Annotated in this window: 15 protein-coding genes; all 15 read left to right on the top strand. The window is 48.1% G+C overall.

Annotation, left to right across the window (positions count from 1 at the left end):
• Nucleotides 1-100: 100 nt before the first annotated feature.
• The 15 genes from rpsO to sleB all read left to right on the top strand — a co-directional run bounded on the left by rpsO (nt 101) and on the right by sleB (nt 17,954).
• Entirely contained in the window at nt 101-370 is a 270-nt protein-coding gene (gene rpsO / locus E0698_RS02560; protein ID WP_025684966.1) for a 30S ribosomal protein S15, read from the top strand.
• A 246-nt stretch (nt 371-616) separates the two neighbouring features.
• On the top strand, nt 617-2,719 hold the full coding sequence (pnp, locus tag E0698_RS02555; RefSeq protein WP_134910080.1) for a polyribonucleotide nucleotidyltransferase: 2,103 nt from the start codon (nt 617-619) through the stop codon (nt 2,717-2,719).
• A 233-nt stretch (nt 2,720-2,952) separates the two neighbouring features.
• Nucleotides 2,953-3,957 (top strand): polysaccharide deacetylase family protein, encoded by a 1,005-nt coding sequence (locus tag E0698_RS02550; RefSeq protein WP_192510512.1) that lies wholly within the window; start codon nt 2,953-2,955, stop codon nt 3,955-3,957.
• A 66-nt stretch (nt 3,958-4,023) separates the two neighbouring features.
• The gene (locus E0698_RS02545; protein ID WP_192510511.1) at nt 4,024-5,289 is read left to right on the top strand and encodes a M16 family metallopeptidase; all 1,266 of its coding nucleotides are present in this window, start codon (nt 4,024-4,026) and stop codon (nt 5,287-5,289) included.
• Nucleotides 5,267-5,713 carry a dUTP diphosphatase gene (gene dut / locus E0698_RS02540; RefSeq protein WP_134910076.1) on the top strand — a complete coding sequence of 149 codons (447 nt, stop codon included), beginning with the start codon at nt 5,267-5,269 and terminating at the stop codon, nt 5,711-5,713. Before E0698_RS02545 ends, dut begins: the two co-directional genes overlap by 23 nt.
• 221 nt (nt 5,714-5,934) lie before the next feature.
• On the top strand, nt 5,935-6,831 hold the full coding sequence (gene dpsA / locus E0698_RS02535) for a dipicolinate synthase subunit DpsA (protein ID WP_192510510.1): 897 nt from the start codon (nt 5,935-5,937) through the stop codon (nt 6,829-6,831).
• Nucleotides 6,831-7,424: a dipicolinate synthase subunit B gene (locus E0698_RS02530; RefSeq protein ID WP_044644831.1), complete on the top strand. Its 594-nt coding sequence runs from the start codon at nt 6,831-6,833 to the stop codon at nt 7,422-7,424. Before dpsA ends, E0698_RS02530 begins: the two co-directional genes overlap by 1 nt.
• Nucleotides 7,425-7,558: 134 nt before the next feature.
• On the top strand, nt 7,559-8,596 hold the full coding sequence (locus E0698_RS02525) for an aspartate-semialdehyde dehydrogenase (RefSeq protein ID WP_134910072.1): 1,038 nt from the start codon (nt 7,559-7,561) through the stop codon (nt 8,594-8,596).
• A 36-nt stretch (nt 8,597-8,632) separates the two neighbouring features.
• Complete coding sequence (dapG, locus tag E0698_RS02520) at nt 8,633-9,850, top strand: aspartate kinase (RefSeq protein WP_134910070.1); 1,218 nt, start codon at nt 8,633-8,635, stop codon at nt 9,848-9,850.
• A gap of 40 nt (nt 9,851-9,890) precedes the next feature.
• The gene (gene dapA, locus E0698_RS02515) at nt 9,891-10,772 is read left to right on the top strand and encodes a 4-hydroxy-tetrahydrodipicolinate synthase (protein WP_149095848.1); all 882 of its coding nucleotides are present in this window, start codon (nt 9,891-9,893) and stop codon (nt 10,770-10,772) included.
• A 353-nt stretch (nt 10,773-11,125) separates the two neighbouring features.
• Entirely contained in the window at nt 11,126-12,805 is a 1,680-nt protein-coding gene (locus E0698_RS02510) for a ribonuclease J (RefSeq protein ID WP_134910066.1), read from the top strand.
• A gap of 237 nt (nt 12,806-13,042) precedes the next feature.
• Nucleotides 13,043-13,897 carry a ClpP family protease gene (locus E0698_RS02505; RefSeq protein WP_134910064.1) on the top strand — a complete coding sequence of 285 codons (855 nt, stop codon included), beginning with the start codon at nt 13,043-13,045 and terminating at the stop codon, nt 13,895-13,897.
• Nucleotides 13,894-14,106: a YlzJ-like family protein gene (locus E0698_RS02500; RefSeq protein ID WP_134910062.1), complete on the top strand. Its 213-nt coding sequence runs from the start codon at nt 13,894-13,896 to the stop codon at nt 14,104-14,106. The genes E0698_RS02505 and E0698_RS02500 overlap by 4 nt, the downstream gene beginning before the upstream one ends.
• Before the next feature lie 103 nt (nt 14,107-14,209).
• Nucleotides 14,210-16,879, top strand: coding sequence for an FtsK/SpoIIIE family DNA translocase (locus E0698_RS02495; RefSeq protein ID WP_192510509.1), 2,670 nt, complete (start codon nt 14,210-14,212; stop codon nt 16,877-16,879).
• A gap of 223 nt (nt 16,880-17,102) precedes the next feature.
• A complete protein-coding gene (sleB, locus tag E0698_RS02490; RefSeq protein ID WP_134910057.1) occupies nt 17,103-17,954 on the top strand; it encodes a spore cortex-lytic enzyme in 852 nt (283 codons plus the stop codon).
• The last annotated feature ends 122 nt before the right edge of the window (nt 17,955-18,076 follow it).

Below are 18,076 nucleotides of genomic sequence, written 5' to 3'. Positions count from 1 at the left end.
TGACTTATGTTGTGTAAACAACGATGAACCTTGGCTTGGTTGTCTGCTTTCACCGGCGGCTACGAGGCTAATGGCGATTATAATGAAGGAGGTGAACAGGATGGCATTGACTCAAGAGCGTAAACAGCAATTGATCGAGGAGTACAAAACTCATGAATCCGATACAGGATCTGCTGAGGTACAAATCGCTATCCTTACTGAAAACATCGTTAACTTGCAAAGCCACTTTCGTTCGCATAAGAAAGACCATCACTCCCGCCGCGGGTTGTTGAAAATGGTCGGTCAGCGTCGTAAACTTTTGGCTTACCTGAAGAAGACTGATGTTAAACGTTACAGTGCGTTGATCGAGCGTCTCGGACTGCGTCGTTAATTTTCAGACATGTAATGAGAAAAGAAGCCTGGTTGTTCACCGCTTGTCCCTGCTAAGGCGACGGCGGACAGCAGCCGGGTTCTTTTTTGAAGTAAGGAATTATTTTTGACGTACAGATCCTTTAGAAGTGCGAGTCTAGTAAGGTTCTGGTGCTTATAATGCATAGGGCTTCTTATGAATTAGGCCCGCGCAGGAAATACTGGATATGTATAGAACTTTTACAATGGAATGAAATGGAGGGATACCATGGAGCAACGTGTGGAAATGCAGCTCGGCGGAAGAAAGCTGGTGCTGGAAACAGGACGTCTTGCGAAACAGGCCAATGCGGCAGTTAAAGTAAGCTATGGCGAAACGGTTGTTCTCTGTACCGTGACCGCTTCCAATGCGCCGAAAGATTTGGACTTTTTCCCGCTGACGGTGAACTATGAAGAAAGATTGTATGCTGTGGGAAAAATTCCAGGCGGATTTATTAAACGGGAAGGACGCCCGAGTCAAAAAGCGATTTTGTCCAGCCGTCTGACAGACCGTCCGATTCGCCCATTGTTCCCGGAAGGCTTCCGGAATGATGTACAGGTATTAAACCTGGTGATGAGTGTCGATCAGGATTGTGAGCCGGAAATTGCAGCGATGATCGGAACCTCGGCAGCGCTTAGCATTTCGGATGTACCTTTTAATGGACCGATTGGCGGAGTCGCTGTAGGACGTGTGGACGGACAATTCGTGATTAACCCGGACATTGCGCAGCAGGATGCAAGCGATCTGTACCTGGTTGTAGCCGGAACAAAAGATGCTATCATGATGGTAGAAGCGGAAGGTAACGAAATTCCGGAAGAAGCCATGCTGGAAGCAATCATGTTTGGACATGACGAGATCAAGAACATTGTGGCAGTCATTGAGCAACTGGTTCAAGTGGCAGGTAAAGAAAAAATGCAGGTTAAACTGCATGCTGTCGATGAAAAAGTGAACAGCGAAGTTCGTGCTTATGCAGCCGAACGTTTGGTGGAAGCCGTCAAAATTGTAGAAAAACATGCCCGTCAAGAGGCGATTGATGCAGTCAACGAAGAGACGGTTGCACACTTTGAAGCACAATACATAGAGACGCCTGAGCTTTTGAAAGACGTGAGCGAAGTTCTCTATGATATCGTTAAAGAAGAAGTCCGTCGTCTGATTACGCATGATAAAGTGCGTCCTGACGGTCGTAAGCTTGACGAGATTCGTCCGATCGAAAGCGACACGAGCATTCTGCCGCGTACGCATGGCTCGGGTTTGTTCACACGCGGTCAAACGCAAGCGCTTAGCGTTTGTACACTTGGCGCATTGGGTGATGTACAAATTTTGGACGGCATTGATTTGGAAGAAACGAAGCGTTTCATGCATCATTACAATTTCCCTCCATTCAGTGTAGGCGAGGCTCGTCCTTTGCGTGCGCCGGGTCGTCGTGAAATTGGACATGGTGCTCTTGGTGAGCGTGCGCTTTCCAAAGTCATTCCTTCTGAAACTGAATTTCCATATACGATTCGTCTCGTTTCCGAAGTGCTGGAATCGAATGGCTCGACTTCCCAGGCTAGTATTTGCGCGAGCACACTGGCTATGATGGATGCGGGTGTACCGATCAAGGCTCCGGTTGCAGGTGTAGCGATGGGATTGATCAAGGACGGGGATCATGTTTCTGTGTTGACCGATATCCAGGGCATGGAAGATCACCTGGGTGATATGGACTTTAAAGTGGCTGGTACAGCAAAAGGCGTAACTGCTATTCAAATGGATATCAAGATTAACGGTATCGACCGTAACATTTTGCAGGATGCGCTCAATCAAGCCAGAGAAGGACGTCTGTTCATTCTTAGCAAAATGATGGAAGCCATCCAGACGCCGCGTGAGCAATTGTCTCCGTATGCGCCGAAAATTATGACGATGCACATTAACCCGGATAAAATCCGTGATGTTATTGGTGCGGGTGGTAAAATCATTAACAAAATCATCGAAGAAACCGGCGTAAAAATTGATATCGAACAAGATGGTCGTGTATTCATCGCTTCCACAAACCAAGAGATGAATGAAAAGGCGCGTTCCATTATTGAAGGTATCGTGAAAGAAGTCGTGATCGGAGAGATTTACATCGGCACAGTGAAACGGATTGAAAAATTCGGTGCGTTCGTCGAAATTTTACCGGGCAAGGACGGTCTGGTTCATATTTCCCAACTGTCTACTGAACGTGTAGCCAAAGTTGAGGATGTAGTTGCTATTGGAGATACGATTACGGTGAAAGTAACCGAAATTGATCAACAAGGCCGTGTCAATTTGTCCCGCAAAGCGGTTCTGACGGCTGAGGCTCCTGCAAAGTCCTAGTACCTGCGTACAGCGGATCGCTATAACAGGAGTGCTGTTCGTTTTTTACAGAACACTCGGGATTAGAAATAGCATCGTTTAAGCTTTTGGAAAGAGGCAGAGCTACGTTTCTGGCTCTTTTTTCATACATAATCACAAGCTGTGTCGAAGTGGGCTTTCAGGCGCTTGCTGCGTCATAGTTCTTTTCCTCCCCGCATACAATGTGGACAAACGGGCGGGAGGATGAAGGGATCATGAGAAAGGCAGAGAGAGCAGCGTGGGTTGTAGCCAGTCTGGCCATTACGCTGGTGATTGGACAGTTTAGCGGGGTACGTGAGTATGTAAGCCAACTACGCGCCGGATACAGCACGGAAACGAGTGAGCCCGAGGCTACAACAACGATGGCGGTCGCGGCTTTACCTGATAATGCACTCATGCAGCGACTGCGATCAGAGGCTGCCCGGCAAAGACGGGAGCCGGTTGATGCCAAAGTCGATCGGGTATGGAAGGCTATTCCTGGCTATAACGGCTTGGAGGTTGACCTGGATGCGACTTATCGTAAAGCAATTGCGGCTCCAGATCGACCCATACAGTACGTATATCGGCAGCTTGCGCCCAAAGTACATTTGAATCAGCTTGGTAATGTCCCGATTTACCGGGGAAATCCCGAGAAGCCGATGGTTTCTTTCATGATCAATGTGGCTTGGGGAAACGAGTATATCATGCCTATACTGGATACGCTGGATCAGGAAAAGGTCAAGGCTACGTTTTTTTTCGATGGTAGCTGGCTGAAAAAAAATCCTGAACTCGCTAAAGAAATTCAAAAAAGAGGACATGAGCTTTCGAACCATGCATACTCCCATCCGAATATGAGCCGTCTGAGCAGGGAAAGGGCTACACAGGAAATAGAGAAGACACAAGTGCTTCTTCAGGAAATTTTAGGTGTGAAAAATAGCTGGTTTGCACCGCCGTCTGGCGATTTTAATCAGGAAACTGTCGATTTAGCAGCAGGTATGGGGCTTAAAACAGTTCTGTGGACACTGGATACAGTGGACTGGAGGCATCCTTCACCGGAATCGGTAATTGCTAAAATCAGTAGCAAGGTCGAATCGGGATCACTGATTTTGATGCATCCGACAGATTCTTCATCGGCAGCTCTCAAAGGTATGATTCGTGCCATTCGCAGCAAGGGACTGGTACCTGGAACCGTCAGTCAGACGCTTTCCCCTGATCGGCAGCTACCTGCTCCGGTTGAGTGAACGTCTTTTTTCTGTTAGGATTGAACATTATGGCAAAGTTTGCAATTCAGTTTAGGAGGGCCAATCATGGAAAGAATTCAACTCAAAAACGGCCTAAGAGTGGTCATTGAAAAAATTCCAACCGTGCGTTCCGTTTCTTTCGGCATATGGGTTAAAACCGGCTCCCGAAATGAAACCCCGGACAATAACGGTATTTCTCATTTTATTGAACACATGCTTTTCAAAGGAACAGAGCGTTTTGACGCGAAGGAAATTGCCGAGCAATTTGACGCCATCGGAGGAAATGTTAATGCATTCACTTCGAAGGAATATACGTGCTATTATGCAAAAGTGCTGGATGAGCATCTGCCGATTGCGGTTGATGTACTGTCCGATATGTTTTTTAATTCTAAATTAGATCATGAAGAGCTGGCAAAAGAGAAGAACGTGATCCTGGAGGAAATCTCTATGTACGAGGACACACCGGACGATATGGTGCATGATCTCTTATCACGCGCAGCCTATGGCAACCATCCGCTGGCTTACCCCATTCTCGGTACCGAAAAGCATTTATTAGCTATGGACAGCTCCCATCTCAGCAATTATATGAAAGAACACTATACAATCGACAATACGGTCATCAGTGTGGCTGGTAATATTGATGATAGTCTGGTAGAGCTACTGGAGCGTCACTTTGGGCACTTTGATAACCATGGAACAGCTTTGCCCCTGACGGTGCCTGCGTTTAACGGTGAGCTGTTGTATCATGAAAAGGCAACGGAGCAGAATCATATTTGCTTGTCCCTGCCTGGATTTGCAACAGGTGACGATCTACAGTATGCTATGGTATTGCTGAACAACGCGATCGGCGGCGGTATGAGCTCACGTCTGTTTCAGGAAATTCGGGAAAAGCGCGGGCTGGCTTATTCGGTCTATTCCTACCATAGCTCCCACGCGGACAGTGGTATGTTTACCCTTTATGCCGGTACAGCTCCCAAGCAGACGAAGGATGTGCTGGATCTGACGCTTGAACTGCTACGTGATGTGGCTGTCAAGGGACTGGACGATAACGAGCTTCGTAAGGGCAAGGAGCAGTTAAAAGGAAGCCTGATTTTAAGCCTTGAGGGCACAGGAAGCCGGATGAATCGTCTTGGGAAAAATGAGTTGATGCTAGGGCAGCATTACACGCTGGATCAAATGATCGAACACATTGAGCAAGTGACAGCCGATGATGTGAACAAGGTACTGGACCGGATGTTCTCGGAGCCGTTTGCCCTGTCGATGGTTGGAGCGAGTGATTCAGCGGTTAAGGATATGAGGAGGGACTATTTTGTTAACTTACGTGGAAATTAACAGACTTGGGGGCAATGAGGATATTGAGCTGCCCCGTAAAATGTCAGAGCTTGCATCCGGGTTTGACCTGTATGCTGCGGTGCAAGAGGACTTAGTTCTGGAACCAGGCAAGCGTTGTCTTGTTCCAACCGGATTCGCTATAGCAATGCCGGCAGGACTGGAGGCACAAATCCGTCCGCGCAGCGGACTGGCTCTCAAGCATGGTATTACCTGTCTCAACACACCGGGAACCATTGATGCGGATTATCGTGGGGAGATTAAGGTACTGCTTATCAATTTGGGCGAGGAACCATTCACGATTACGCGTAATGAGCGAATTGCACAAATGGTATTTCAGGCTGTACCTGAGGTAGAGCTGAAGCAGGTAGAACATTTGTCTGAAACGGTGCGTGGTGCTGGAGGCTTTGGTCATACCGGTCGCTAAGTTCACAATTTCTTTTTAAACGGTAGAATGTCACGGTTATTAATCAGCATTTTGTGAATGTAACGGAATTGTCGATTTTAAAGCTGGAGCATAAATAACATATGAAAATGGATACACATGAAAGCCGTCCCGAATAGGGCGGTTTTTTTGTGTTTCTTCACCTATCTATGGGTGTCTGCATAGACTAAAAGCATATCGTGTCTCGGAAAGGAGTGATCCGGATGCTAACAGGAATACGCATCGTTGTCTTGGGTGGCGATGCGAGGCAGCTTGAGGTAATCCGCAAATGTGTAGACATGGATGCTACCGTCAGCGTGGTCGGCTTTGACCAGCTTGAAGAGCCGCTCAGAGGAGCATCACGGGAGTCGTTGTCTGTCAAGCTGCTGGAATCGGCAGATGCGCTAGTGTTGCCAGTGGTGGGATGCGATGAGGAAGGCAATGTGAATGCACTTTTCGGAGCGCAAAAGCTGCAGTTTCTGAATGAGCACGCCGCTGCTCTTCCGCCACACTGCGTCGTATATACGGGGATGGCGCGGACGTACTTAAAAGAAATTTGTGCCAGACATGATTTAAAACTGGTGGAGCTGTTGGAAAGAGACGATGTGGCCATATATAACTCAATACCTACGGCGGAAGGCGCACTGATGATGGCGATTCAGCATACGGATTTTACGATTCATGGTGCAAATTGTGTGGTTCTGGGCATGGGACGGACTGGATTTACCATGGCAAGGGCGCTACAAGGATTGGGAGCCAGAGTGAAGGTCGGGGTGCGTCGGGCGGAGGATGCGGCAAGAGCGGTGGAAATGGGCTGGAAGCCTTTTATGACAAGGGATTTGGCGGATGAGACTCAGGGAGTTGACTTGATTTTTAATACGATACCCTCTATGATTATCACAGCGCAAATCCTGTCTAAATTGCCACAGAGCACCGTGATTATTGACCTTGCTTCCGCCCCGGGCGGATGTGATTTCCGTTTTGCGGAAAAGCGTGGAATCAAGGCAATGCTCGCCCCCGGCCTTCCCGGTATTGTCGCTCCCAAAACTGCTGGTGCCATTATAGCCAATACGCTGGTGCAGTTGTTAATGGAAGATAATCCTGATCGGGGGGATGCGTAATGAGTTGGCAAGGGAAAACGGTAGGTTATGCAATTACAGGCTCACACTGCACATTTGAAGAGGTTATGCCTGTGATACAGCGTTTTGTTGACGAGGGTGCGAAGGTCGTTCCCATTATATCCAATACGGTATTAACAACGGATACCCGCTTCGGTACTTCGCAAAGTTGGCAAAAACAGTTGAAAGATATAACAGGGAATGATATCATTTCTACAATTGTGGAGGCTGAGCCACTGGGTCCCTCCCAAATACTCGATGTACTGGTGATTGCGCCCTTGACGGGGAATTCGATGAGTAAGCTGGCGAACGCCATGACAGACAGTCCGGTTCTGATGGCCGCCAAGGCGCAATTGCGCAACGGTCGTCCGCTTCTTTTGGCCATATCAACCAATGATGGGCTTGGCTTGAATGCTGCGAATATCGCCAAGTTACTGGTAGCCAAAAATATATTTTTTGTGCCGTTCGGACAGGACAATCCAGTTAAAAAGCCCAATTCACTTGTGGCTGACATGGAGCTGATTCCGGAAGCCGCTTACGCTGCTATGCAGGGCAAACAGCTTCAACCGATGATTGTGGAACGCAAGACCCCATGATGTACTATAGTTAACTGCTGAGCATCCCTCGCCTAGAAGATGATTCGATGATGCATCGGGTCTGATTTCTTGTTGGCAGTGGATGCTTTCAGAATAAAAAATGGTTTTTTAGTCGAGAAGGGGAGATACACCAGATGAGCAATAGAAAGTTTAATGTAGCTGTCGTTGGAGCGACAGGCGCTGTAGGAGAACAAATCGTAAGTCTGCTGGAAAAACGGGATTTTCCTGTGGATAAAATTAAATTTCTTTCTTCGCCTCGTTCTGCCGGCACTTTAATTAGCTTTAAAGGTCAGCAAATTCCAGTAGAAATTGCAACCCCCGACAGCTTTGAAGGAATCGACATTGCCTTGTTCAGCGCAGGCGGAGACGTAAGTAAGGAACTGGCACCACATGCTGTTCGTCATGGTGCGGTTTGCATTGACAACACAAACGCCTTCCGCATGGACCCTACAGCTCCTCTTGTCGTTCCTGAGGTGAACAGCGACAAAATTGCCGAGCATCAGGGGATTATTGCCAACCCGAACTGCTCCACCATCCAGATGGTAGCTGCTTTGAAACCATTATATGATCAGTATGGCATTTCCCGTATCATCGTATCCACATATCAAGCGGTGTCCGGGGCTGGAAGTCGTGCCATTGATGAACTGAATCGTCAAAGTGCAGCGATCCTTAACGGTGAAGAAGTACAGCCTGATCTGCTGCCAGTCGGCTCATTGCCGGTGAAGCATCAGATCGCTTTCAATGCTATCCCGCAAATCGACAAATTCCAGGACAACGGCTATACACTGGAAGAAATGAAAATGGTTCGTGAAACGAAAAAAATATTAGATGATGAATCCGTGGACGTAACAGCAACGTGTGTCCGTATTCCTGTCGTATACGGACACTCCGAATCCGTCTATGTAGAGCTTAAAAAAGATTATGATTTGGAAGAAATCCGCAATCTGCTTGCTTCGGCACCGGGTGTAACACTGGTAGACGATCCTGCTGCGCAACTCTATCCGCTGGCATCCGAAGCCGCAGGGAAACCTGATGTATTCGTAGGACGTGTACGCCGTGATTTGGGCAACAGCCGTGGATTGAATCTGTGGGTTGTATCCGACAACCTGCTCAAGGGAGCGGCATGGAACGCGGTGCAAATCGCCGAGATTATTGCTGCAAATGCGGAGTAAAGTTCCTGAAGCAGGGAGTAAGATGGGGGAAAAACAATGAGTATTTTAGTTCAGAAATTTGGGGGCACCTCGCTGTCCACACCCGAAGCGCGTCAACTGGTGTTGGGACATGTCAAGCGGGAGCTGGAACAAAATGTTCAACTGGTTGTCGTTGTGTCGGCCATGGGGCGGAAAGGAGAGCCTTATGCCACCGACACGCTGCTTGATTGGGCTGCGTCTAACGGCGACAGTCTTCCTAGGCGCGAACGGGATTTACTGCTGTGCTGTGGTGAAATCATTTCTGCCGCTACATTATGCAGCCTGATGGAAAATGAAGGTATTCCTGCTACGGTGCTGACCGGGGCACAAGCGGGCTTTATTACGGATAATCAATACGGCAATGCTCGTATTTTGGATATAAAGCCAGACCGTATCGTGGAAGAGCTGAACCAGGGTCGTGTTGTCATTGTGACAGGCTTCCAGGGACAGACTGCAAACGGTGATATGACCACCTTGGGTCGTGGAGGCAGCGATACTTCCGCTACCGCTCTGGGTGCTGCTCTACATGCGGATATGGTAGATATATATACAGATGTGAACGGCATCTTGACCGCCGATCCGCGCATTGTAGAAAATGCAAAGCCGCTTGCCCATGTCAGCTATACGGAGATTTGTAATATGGCTCATCAGGGGGCTAAGGTTATCCACCCCCGTGCCGTTGAAATCGCCATGCAGGCGAATATTCCGGTTCGGGTTCGTTCTACCTTTTCCGAAGGGGAAGGAACGCTGGTCACCCATCCGGAGGGCTTTAAGGACGTACAGGCAGACATCGTTGACCGTTTCGTGACCGGTATTGCGTATGTCGGCAACGTCACACAAATTACCGTAGAATTAAAGCATGGCTCGGAGCATTTGCAATTACAAGTATTCAAATCGATGGCTGAGCATGGAATCAGCGTCGATTTTATTAATGTAACTCCATCCGGGGCAGTTTATACCGTGTTCGATAATGATGGAAGCAAAGCGGTTGAAGTATTGAACGGACTGGGCCTGGAGCCTAAAATTTTGGCAGGATGCGCTAAAGTATCCGTCATAGGCGGCGGTATCAATGGGGTACCGGGCATTATGGCCACGATTGTAGAGGCATTGGCAGAATCAGACGTACAGATTCTTCAATCGGCAGATTCCAACACAACAATTTGGGTACTCGTAAAAAAAGAAGATATGGTGCAGGCTGTACGCGCATTGCATAATAAATTTGAACTCCATCAATAGGCGCAATGTCCGTGCTCGGACTTGCAAAAAAGGAGGCAGCATGGTGAACTTCGGCAGACTGATTACCGCAATGGTGACACCTTTTGATCAGCAAGGAGAGATTGACTGGACTGCATTGTCCTCGTTGATTGATTATTTAATAGAAGAACAACATTCGGAGTCTCTTGTCGTATCAGGAACGACGGGCGAGTCTCCAACCCTGAGCGATGATGAAAAAATCAAGTTGTTTGCATTTACTGTAGAAAAAGCAGCCGGACGATGTAAAATCATTGCCGGTACCGGTAGCAACAATACACGTCACTCCATTCATCTGACCCGTGCTGCGGAGCAGGCGGGGGTAGACGGTATTTTGCTGGTAGTGCCTTATTACAATAAACCGAATCAGGAAGGGATGTATCAGCATTTTGAAAGTATTGCAAATTCCACATCCCTTCCAGTTATACTGTATAATGTACCAAGCCGTACCGCAGCCAGCCTGACCGTAGAAACGACGCTGCGTCTTGCGCAAATCCCTAACATTGTAGGAACCAAAGAATGCGCGTCGCTGGCGCAGGTCACACAGATTGCAGCCGCAGCTCCGGAGGGATTCTTCATTTATTCGGGGGATGACGCTTCCGGGTTGCCTGCTATGGCTGTAGGGGCTTATGGTATTATCAGCGTGGCGAGTCATGTAGTAGGCGCAGAAATGAAGCAGATGATTGATGCACTTGTAGGGGGAAACGCACAGCAGGCAGCAAAATTGCATCAGCAGTTGTTTCCGGTTTTCAAGGGTTTGTTCGGCTGTCCTCATCCGCTGCCTAATCCGGTGGCTGTAAAATATGCGTTGGAGTTACGGAATGTTTCGGTCGGTTCTGTCCGGTTGCCGCTTATTCCTCCGACCGAAGAGGAAGCGGAATTTATTAAAAAGTTATTTGCCCGCTAATCGGCAAAAATGACTTTGAAATATTAAATGAATATGGGAAATCATCCTTGTTAAAGGTAGCCGGGAGTAAAAAAACGGAGGATTTGTATAGTCTGACAAGGTACTTCGGCATGAGGGCGTTCTTATAGGGCGCCCTTTTTGTCGTACCTTTTAACCATGCATAAAGATAATTGAACAGGGAGTAATGGTTTTAGACGGGAGCGGGAAACCTATGCGTAACGAACAGGATGACTTGTTTTTTCTTATTTTAATCATGTATAATGGGGTCAAGTGACTGGGTGCGGTATTCTTTTGAAAATTAAATAAATAAATCAAGGTACGACGTCCAACTACCATAGGAGGTTTAGATTCATTTGTCTAAAAAAACAAACAACGATAAATTGATGATTTTCGCTTTGGGCGGCGTCGGTGAAATCGGGAAAAATATGTATGTCATTCAATACGGCAATGACATTGTCGTGGTGGATTCGGGTCTGAAATTCCCGGAAGAGGACATGCTTGGTATTGATATCGTTATTCCTGATATTTCCTACCTTACGGAGAACCGCGACAAAGTAAGAGGCATAGTGCTGACTCATGGTCATGAGGACCATATCGGCGGTTTGCCTTACGTGCTGAAACATTTGAACGTACCGGTATACGGTACCAAATTGACGCTGGGACTGGTGGAAAACAAGCTGAAGGAAGCGAATCTGCTTGGCGAAACCAAACGTATTTTGATCAATGCTGATTCCGAAATCAAACTGGGTTCCACGCTGAAAGCAACATTCTTCAGAACTAACCACAGTATTCCGGATTCGGTGGGTGTATGTATTGATACTCCTGAGGGCGCTGTTGTTCATACAGGTGACTTCAAGTTTGATCATACTCCGGTTAACGGACAATATGCAGATTTGCAGCGTATGGCTGAAATCGGCACACGTGGCGTACTGGCTCTTTTGTCAGACAGCACCAATGCGGAAAAACCTGGCTTTACTCCATCGGAAAAGAGCGTCGGCATCGTGCTGGAAGACATTTTCCGTAAGTCGAAACAGCGTGTAGTTGTAGCTACTTTTGCTTCCAACGTACACCGTATTCAGCAGGTCATTAATGCTGCGGAATCGACAGGACGTAAAGTGACGGTTATCGGTCGCAGTATGGTTAATGTCGTAGGGATTGCTTCCGATTTAGGCTATTTGGAAATTCCGGATGGAATGCTGATTGAGCCTGAGGAAGTTGGCAAAATGTCAGCGGATCGCGTAGTTATTCTCTGCACAGGTAGCCAAGGCGAACCGATGTCCGCTTTGACAAGAATGGCACGTTCCACACATCGTAAGGTGGATATTCTTCCTGGAGATTCGGTCATCATTGCTGCTACACCGGTACCGGGTAATGAAAAATATGTCGGTCGCACGATTGATGAATTGTTCCGTTTAGGTGCCAATGTTTATTACAGCGCAGCTAATCCGGGAATTCACGTTTCCGGACACGGAAGCCAGGAAGAACTCAAACTGATGCTGAATCTGATGAAACCCAAATTCTTCTTGCCAATTCATGGTGAGTTCAGAATGCAACGTCGTCATGCCCTCCTTGCCGAATCGGTAGGTGTAGAGCCAGACAACATTTTCATCACGGATATCGGTGAAGTTATTGAAATTCAGAACGGTGGAGCACGCAGAGCTGGTAAGGTTACAGCGGGCAACGTGTTAATCGACGGACTGGGTGTAGGAGATGTAGGGAATATCGTATTACGCGACCGTAAATTGCTGTCACAGGACGGTATTTTGGTTGTTGTTGTCACCCTGAGCAAGCAGGACGGCACGATCAAGTCCGGACCGGATATTATTTCCCGCGGTTTCGTATATGTCCGCGAATCGGAAGGATTGCTGGATGAAGCGAATCGCATTGTCTCAAGCACACTGCATAAGCTCATGAGCGAGAATGTAAATGAATGGGCTTCCCTTAAAACAAACGTCAAGGATGCGCTGGGTCGCTTCTTGTATGAGCAAACTCGTCGCAGACCGATGATTTTGCCAATCATTATGGAAGTGTGAGTCAATTGAAATTTGCTCGAAAACCTGAATTAAAAACTTAAGTCACAGGCACACAGTCGCCTCTCTTCCCGCAGGAAATATTGGACGGTTTCCGCGGGAGGGGAGGCTTTTTTGGCTTTTCCGGGTGAGGAAATAAGGGAAGCCATGGGGGCGGGTATAAAATATTCCATTTCCATCCCATACTATAGGGTGAATACGGGTCACAAAGACGCGTAAAGCGAAAGGAAGATTACCCACATGGAACAATACAGCAACCTATCATCCGGCAGACAGGAAACGGAAGCACCGGATCAACCTATGCCTGAAGTCGGGCAAAGACCCATTTCTCCCGCTATGGAGGCCTTGCAGCAACTGGGACAAACCTCCATGCCCGGAAGCGAATCGAATATTTTTTGCATGACAATTATCGGTCAGATTGAAGGACATTTGATTTTGCCACCCCAAAACAAAACGACCAAATACGAGCACATTATTCCCCAACTGGTGGCAGCAGAACAAAACCCCCGTATTGAAGGCTTAATGATACTGCTGAATACAGTAGGCGGGGATGTAGAGGCCGGACTGGCTATTGCTGAAATGATCGCTTCAATGAGTAAACCGACGGTAACGATTGTCATTGGAGGAGGGCATAGCATCGGTGTACCTATCGCTGTCTCTTCCACCTATTCTTATATTGCCGAGAGCGCGACAATGACCATTCACCCGATTCGTATGAACGGCTTGGTCATTGGGGTGCCACAAACGTTTGAATATATGGAAAAAATGCAGGAGCGTGTTGTGCGTTTTGTGGTTTCCCACTCGCGAATTACCGAGGAGCGGTTTAAGGAGCTTATGTTTAAAACCGGTGAACTGAATCGGGATATTGGTACCGCGGTTGGAGGAGCCGATGCAGTGAAGTATGGCTTAATGGACGCCGTTGGTGGCATCGGAGAAGCGTTGAAACAACTGAACACCATTATTGAATCGCGTCGTCAGCAAAACGGAATTACAGGGACTCAGCAGCAGGCTCCGTTCGTACCTTTTCCCCCCAATGCTACAGGGAATCCGACTGGAACGCTCCCAAATGAGCATAATGGGGAGTTGCCCCAATGACATTATATACGGTAATGCCAATGGAAATGGTGTGGGAGGGCATGTGGAAGGAGACGGAGACGTTCGCGGAGGTTCGGGTTGACGGTTTACTCATGCAGGTACAGCCGCTCGAAAGTCGCAGGGGGATTATCGTCCGATTGCTGGACTGTCCACTGGAAACTTACCTTAATCCGCGTTATGAGCCTGGACAAGTCATCGAATGGTCGTAGAAGGTGTCGAGTAGGACGAAAATAGGTCGTTTAATGTCGAAAAAGAACATATGTGCGGATACCCAGTGACGTGGTATAATATTCTTCTGGGGGGTGACCTTGAATGTCCAGAAGAAGGAAAAGGAAAAAGAAAGCCGCGTTTGGCGGAGTTCTAAAATTCGAAATTTACGGCATTGTGCTGATTACATTGGCGGTCATTGCGCTGTCGGGTGAAGCGGCGGTCGGTCGCTCGCTATCCAAGATGTTCGGGCTTGTACTGGGGAAATTTTATTTTGTCTTACCCCTGATCGGCATTTATTACGGTCTGATGGTGATGATTCATCGCAAATGGCCGAACCAGTGGAACTCGCGTAAAACGGGATTGCTACTGCTGGTATTTGCCTTTACGCTCATGAGCTCTATTTCATCTATGGAGCAGCGTTTGGGGCCGATCAATGCACTTCAACCGGGCGGAGTGATGAGCCAGATACATATAGATATGCGTGAGCAGTTGCTGTCACCTGACAAGGAAGGCCATACCTCAATGCTGAACAAGGATATTAGCGGGGGGTACATCGGGGCATTGCAGCTTACTGTGCTGTTGTGGCTGTTTGGTCTTACGGGTGCCAAGCTGATTATGATTGTAATGTTTGTGATTTGCTTTATGTTGCTGACCCAGCTATCTTATGTGGATCTGGTGCGCATTGTTCGGACGAAGCTGCTGGCGGCAGGGGGAAGCGTTCGGAAAAAATGGATTGGTAAAGCCACTCCACTTTCGGCATCCGGCAGAGGTACCGGGAATAAAAAAATCAAGTCCGAGTCGATTCCTGCTTATGAGGAAGATATGGATGATGATTTTGATGAAATGCAGCCTCCGGCGCGTAAGCAGCCGATTTTCTTTCAGCTGTTTGGCCTGAAAAAATCAGCTGGAGAGGACGAGAATGATCGTTCCGTTCATGCTGACGAGGATGATCATGAAGCTGAGGAAGCACAGCCCTTGTGGAGAAATGCCAAGCAAGCAGATGAATTGTCCGATACTGCTGAAAACTTGGATGAGGAAGCTTCTGTTCCGATAAAAAGGTCACCGATTATTCGGGATTTCTTCGAGCAGGTGAAGCAAGAGGAAAGAAGACCTGAGGATGAATCTGAGGCATCCCTGGCTGGGTCAGAGCAGACGGATTCAACTTATGATGAGCCGCTGGATGACAACTTTATGGATGCCGCTGTAAATATAGATGCGGACAGTGCGGGAGCAACAGGTCATAATACACTGGACAGTACAACTGGACAGGCTAAAATGAACCCAACGGGGACATCAGGCGAAGAGGTTGAAGCCACAGTTGCTGCCATTCCTGCTCCACCGCCGCCCAAGCCCTACAAGCTCCCGTCGTTCCGTTTGCTTTCCAAACCACAAAACGTGGGCAAAGGCATCGGGCAAAAGGATTACATGCAAACGGCACGCAAGCTGGAGGCCACATTGGAGAGCTTTGGCGTACGGGCGAAGGTACTTGAGGTGGTCCGTGGACCTGCGGTGACGCGCTATGAAATTCAGCCGGACATTGGTGTGAAGGTTAGCCGCATTGTGAGTCTGACGGATGACATTGCGCTTGCGCTCGCTGCGAAGGATATTCGTATGGAGGCTCCAATTCCGGGTAAATCGGCTATCGGCATTGAGGTTCCGAATAATGAGGTTTCTATTGTAACGATGCGTGAGGTTATGGAGACGACCATTTTCCAGGAGTCTGTATCCAATTTGTCCATTGCCTTTGGACGTGATATTGCAGGACAGACGATTGTTGGTAATTTGGCCAAGATGCCCCATTTGCTTGTAGCAGGAGCTACCGGTTCGGGTAAATCGGTGTGTATCAACGGTATCATCACGAGTATCTTGTACAAGGCGAAGCCGGATGAGGTTAAATTCCTCATGGTCGATCCTAAAATGGTGGAGTTAAACGTGTACAACGGGATTCCGCATTTGTTGGCGCCTGTCGTTACCGATCCGAAGCGCGCTTCACTCGCTTTGAAAAAAATTGTAGTAGAAATGGAAAAACGTTACGAGTTATTTTCCAAATCAGGAACCCGTAACATTGAAGGGTATAATAATTTGATGAAAGACAATCCTGCTGCGTTTCTGCCTTACATCGTCGTCATTGTGGACGAGTTGGCGGATCTGATGATGGTAGCTGCGGGGGATGTGGAGGATGCGATTGCACGACTAGCCCAAATGGCGCGTGCCGCAGGCATTCATCTTATCATTGCAACGCAGAGACCGTCTGTTGATGTAATTACCGGGGTTATCAAAGCCAATATTCCTTCGCGTATTGCCTTTGGTGTGTCCTCGCAGGTGGATTCCCGTACAATACTGGACATGGGAGGAGCCGAGAAACTGCTTGGACGTGGGGATATGCTGTTCATGCCGATGGGCGCTTCCAAGCCGGTTCGCGTTCAGGGAGCGTTTATGAGCGATCAGGAAGTGGAGAACATCGTTAACTATGTGCGTGAGCAGGGTGAAGCGCAATATGATGAAACGCTTGTACCGGAGGTAGAGGAAGTATCGGCTGATGCCGATGAAATGCTGGATGAGCTGTACGATCAGGCCGTCAACATCATTTTGGAGGCCAAGCAGGCATCTGTATCTCTCCTTCAGCGCCGCATGAGGATCGGCTATACGCGTGCGGCCCGACTGATTGACTCTATGGAGGCTCGTGGAGTTATCGGTCCTTACGAGGGGAGCAAGCCCCGTGAGGTGCTTATTTCAATGGAGCAATATCAGCAAAACAAAGTCAGTTCCTGACCATAGGCTTTACCGGAAATCGCATCCAAAATCGTTGTTTGTAAGTATGGTGTTGGTTTAAATTCGACAACACTATGCGTACAGACAGCGTTTTTTTGCTTTTTTTAGGAATAGGAGCAGTCGAATGAAAGAAGATTAAAAGGGTGAATAGCTTTAAGCAGAGCTTGTCATAATAAACGTAGCTATCCTGTTAATCCCACAAAAGAAAGGTAGAGCGCAGCATATGAAAAAGACAATGGTCTGGATTTGCACGGGTATTCTCGCAGCCTCGGCTATCACGTACACAGGACTTATTGCGAACGTCTCTGCGCAGCATGCAGAGCCGCTGAGCACACAGCAGGAAGTACAAGTAACAGAAACAGAGCCTTCTCAAGCGACATTTAGCACGGAGGCGGTTAATTACGGTTCCTATGGCCAGGATGTATATGAACTGCAATCCCGTTTGAAGCTGCTGGGCTTTTTCGGGGCGGAAGTGGACAGTCATTTTGGCAGCAGTACATTGAAGGCGGTTAAGGGCTTTCAAAAAGAGTTTGGCATCACCCCTGACGGAGCGGTCGGAGCAAAAACAAAGCTAAAGCTGGTGAATGCAACTCCTAATTGGAAACCGACGGAAACTCCTTTACATCGTAAAAATCAGGGTTCCGCTCAGGGACAGACAGCGGACAATAATAAACCGGATCAAAAAGATGAAACGATGGGATCGGCTAACACGATGGGGCTGTCTGACAACGATCTCAAAATTATGGCTAATGCAGTCTACGGTGAATCCCGTGGCGAGCCGTTTGAAGGACAGGTTGCCGTAGCGGCGGTCATTTTGAACCGTGTAAAATCACCAAGCTTTCCGAACACTCCGTCGGGAGTCATTTTTCAGCCCGGGGCTTTTACAGCCGTGGCAGACGGTCAGATATGGCTAACGCCAAATGAAACCGCACAGAAGGCGGTACGTCAGGCATTAAATGGCTGGGACCCGAGTGGAGGCTGCCTGTATTATTTTAATCCAAAAACAGCCACCTCCAAATGGATTTGGAGCCGTCCGCAGGTGAAGACCATCGGACAGCACATTTTCTGTATGTAAAACGCCGAAGCAGCCGGGAGCTTGTCTCCGGTTGCTTCTTGGCTTTTGCATCGTTAGAATAAAGATTGGCACACTTTACCTCTTTATAAGGAAGCATGACGGTAGCAGTTGCCCACCAAAGG

The sequence above is a fragment of the Paenibacillus sp. 23TSA30-6 genome, from assembly GCF_014858585.1.
Taxonomy (GTDB): Bacteria; Bacillota; Bacilli; order Paenibacillales; family Paenibacillaceae; genus Paenibacillus.
This window is presented reverse-complemented; position numbering and strand designations above follow the sequence as displayed.

Coding starts and splice junctions, on each gene's coding strand:
- E0698_RS02530 (WP_044644831.1), top strand. CDS start 6,831: ATGAGTTGGCAAGGGAAAACGGTAGGTTATGCAATTACAGGCTCACAC.
- E0698_RS02495 (WP_192510509.1), top strand. CDS start 14,210: ATGTCCAGAAGAAGGAAAAGGAAAAAGAAAGCCGCGTTTGGCGGAGTT.
- E0698_RS02505 (WP_134910064.1), top strand. CDS start 13,043: ATGGAACAATACAGCAACCTATCATCCGGCAGACAGGAAACGGAAGCA.
- dapG (WP_134910070.1), top strand. CDS start 8,633: ATGAGTATTTTAGTTCAGAAATTTGGGGGCACCTCGCTGTCCACACCC.
- E0698_RS02545 (WP_192510511.1), top strand. CDS start 4,024: ATGGAAAGAATTCAACTCAAAAACGGCCTAAGAGTGGTCATTGAAAAA.
- dpsA (WP_192510510.1), top strand. CDS start 5,935: ATGCTAACAGGAATACGCATCGTTGTCTTGGGTGGCGATGCGAGGCAG.
- dapA (WP_149095848.1), top strand. CDS start 9,891: ATGGTGAACTTCGGCAGACTGATTACCGCAATGGTGACACCTTTTGAT.
- E0698_RS02550 (WP_192510512.1), top strand. CDS start 2,953: ATGAGAAAGGCAGAGAGAGCAGCGTGGGTTGTAGCCAGTCTGGCCATT.
- sleB (WP_134910057.1), top strand. CDS start 17,103: ATGAAAAAGACAATGGTCTGGATTTGCACGGGTATTCTCGCAGCCTCG.
- rpsO (WP_025684966.1), top strand. CDS start 101: ATGGCATTGACTCAAGAGCGTAAACAGCAATTGATCGAGGAGTACAAA.
- pnp (WP_134910080.1), top strand. CDS start 617: ATGGAGCAACGTGTGGAAATGCAGCTCGGCGGAAGAAAGCTGGTGCTG.
- E0698_RS02525 (WP_134910072.1), top strand. CDS start 7,559: ATGAGCAATAGAAAGTTTAATGTAGCTGTCGTTGGAGCGACAGGCGCT.
- E0698_RS02500 (WP_134910062.1), top strand. CDS start 13,894: ATGACATTATATACGGTAATGCCAATGGAAATGGTGTGGGAGGGCATG.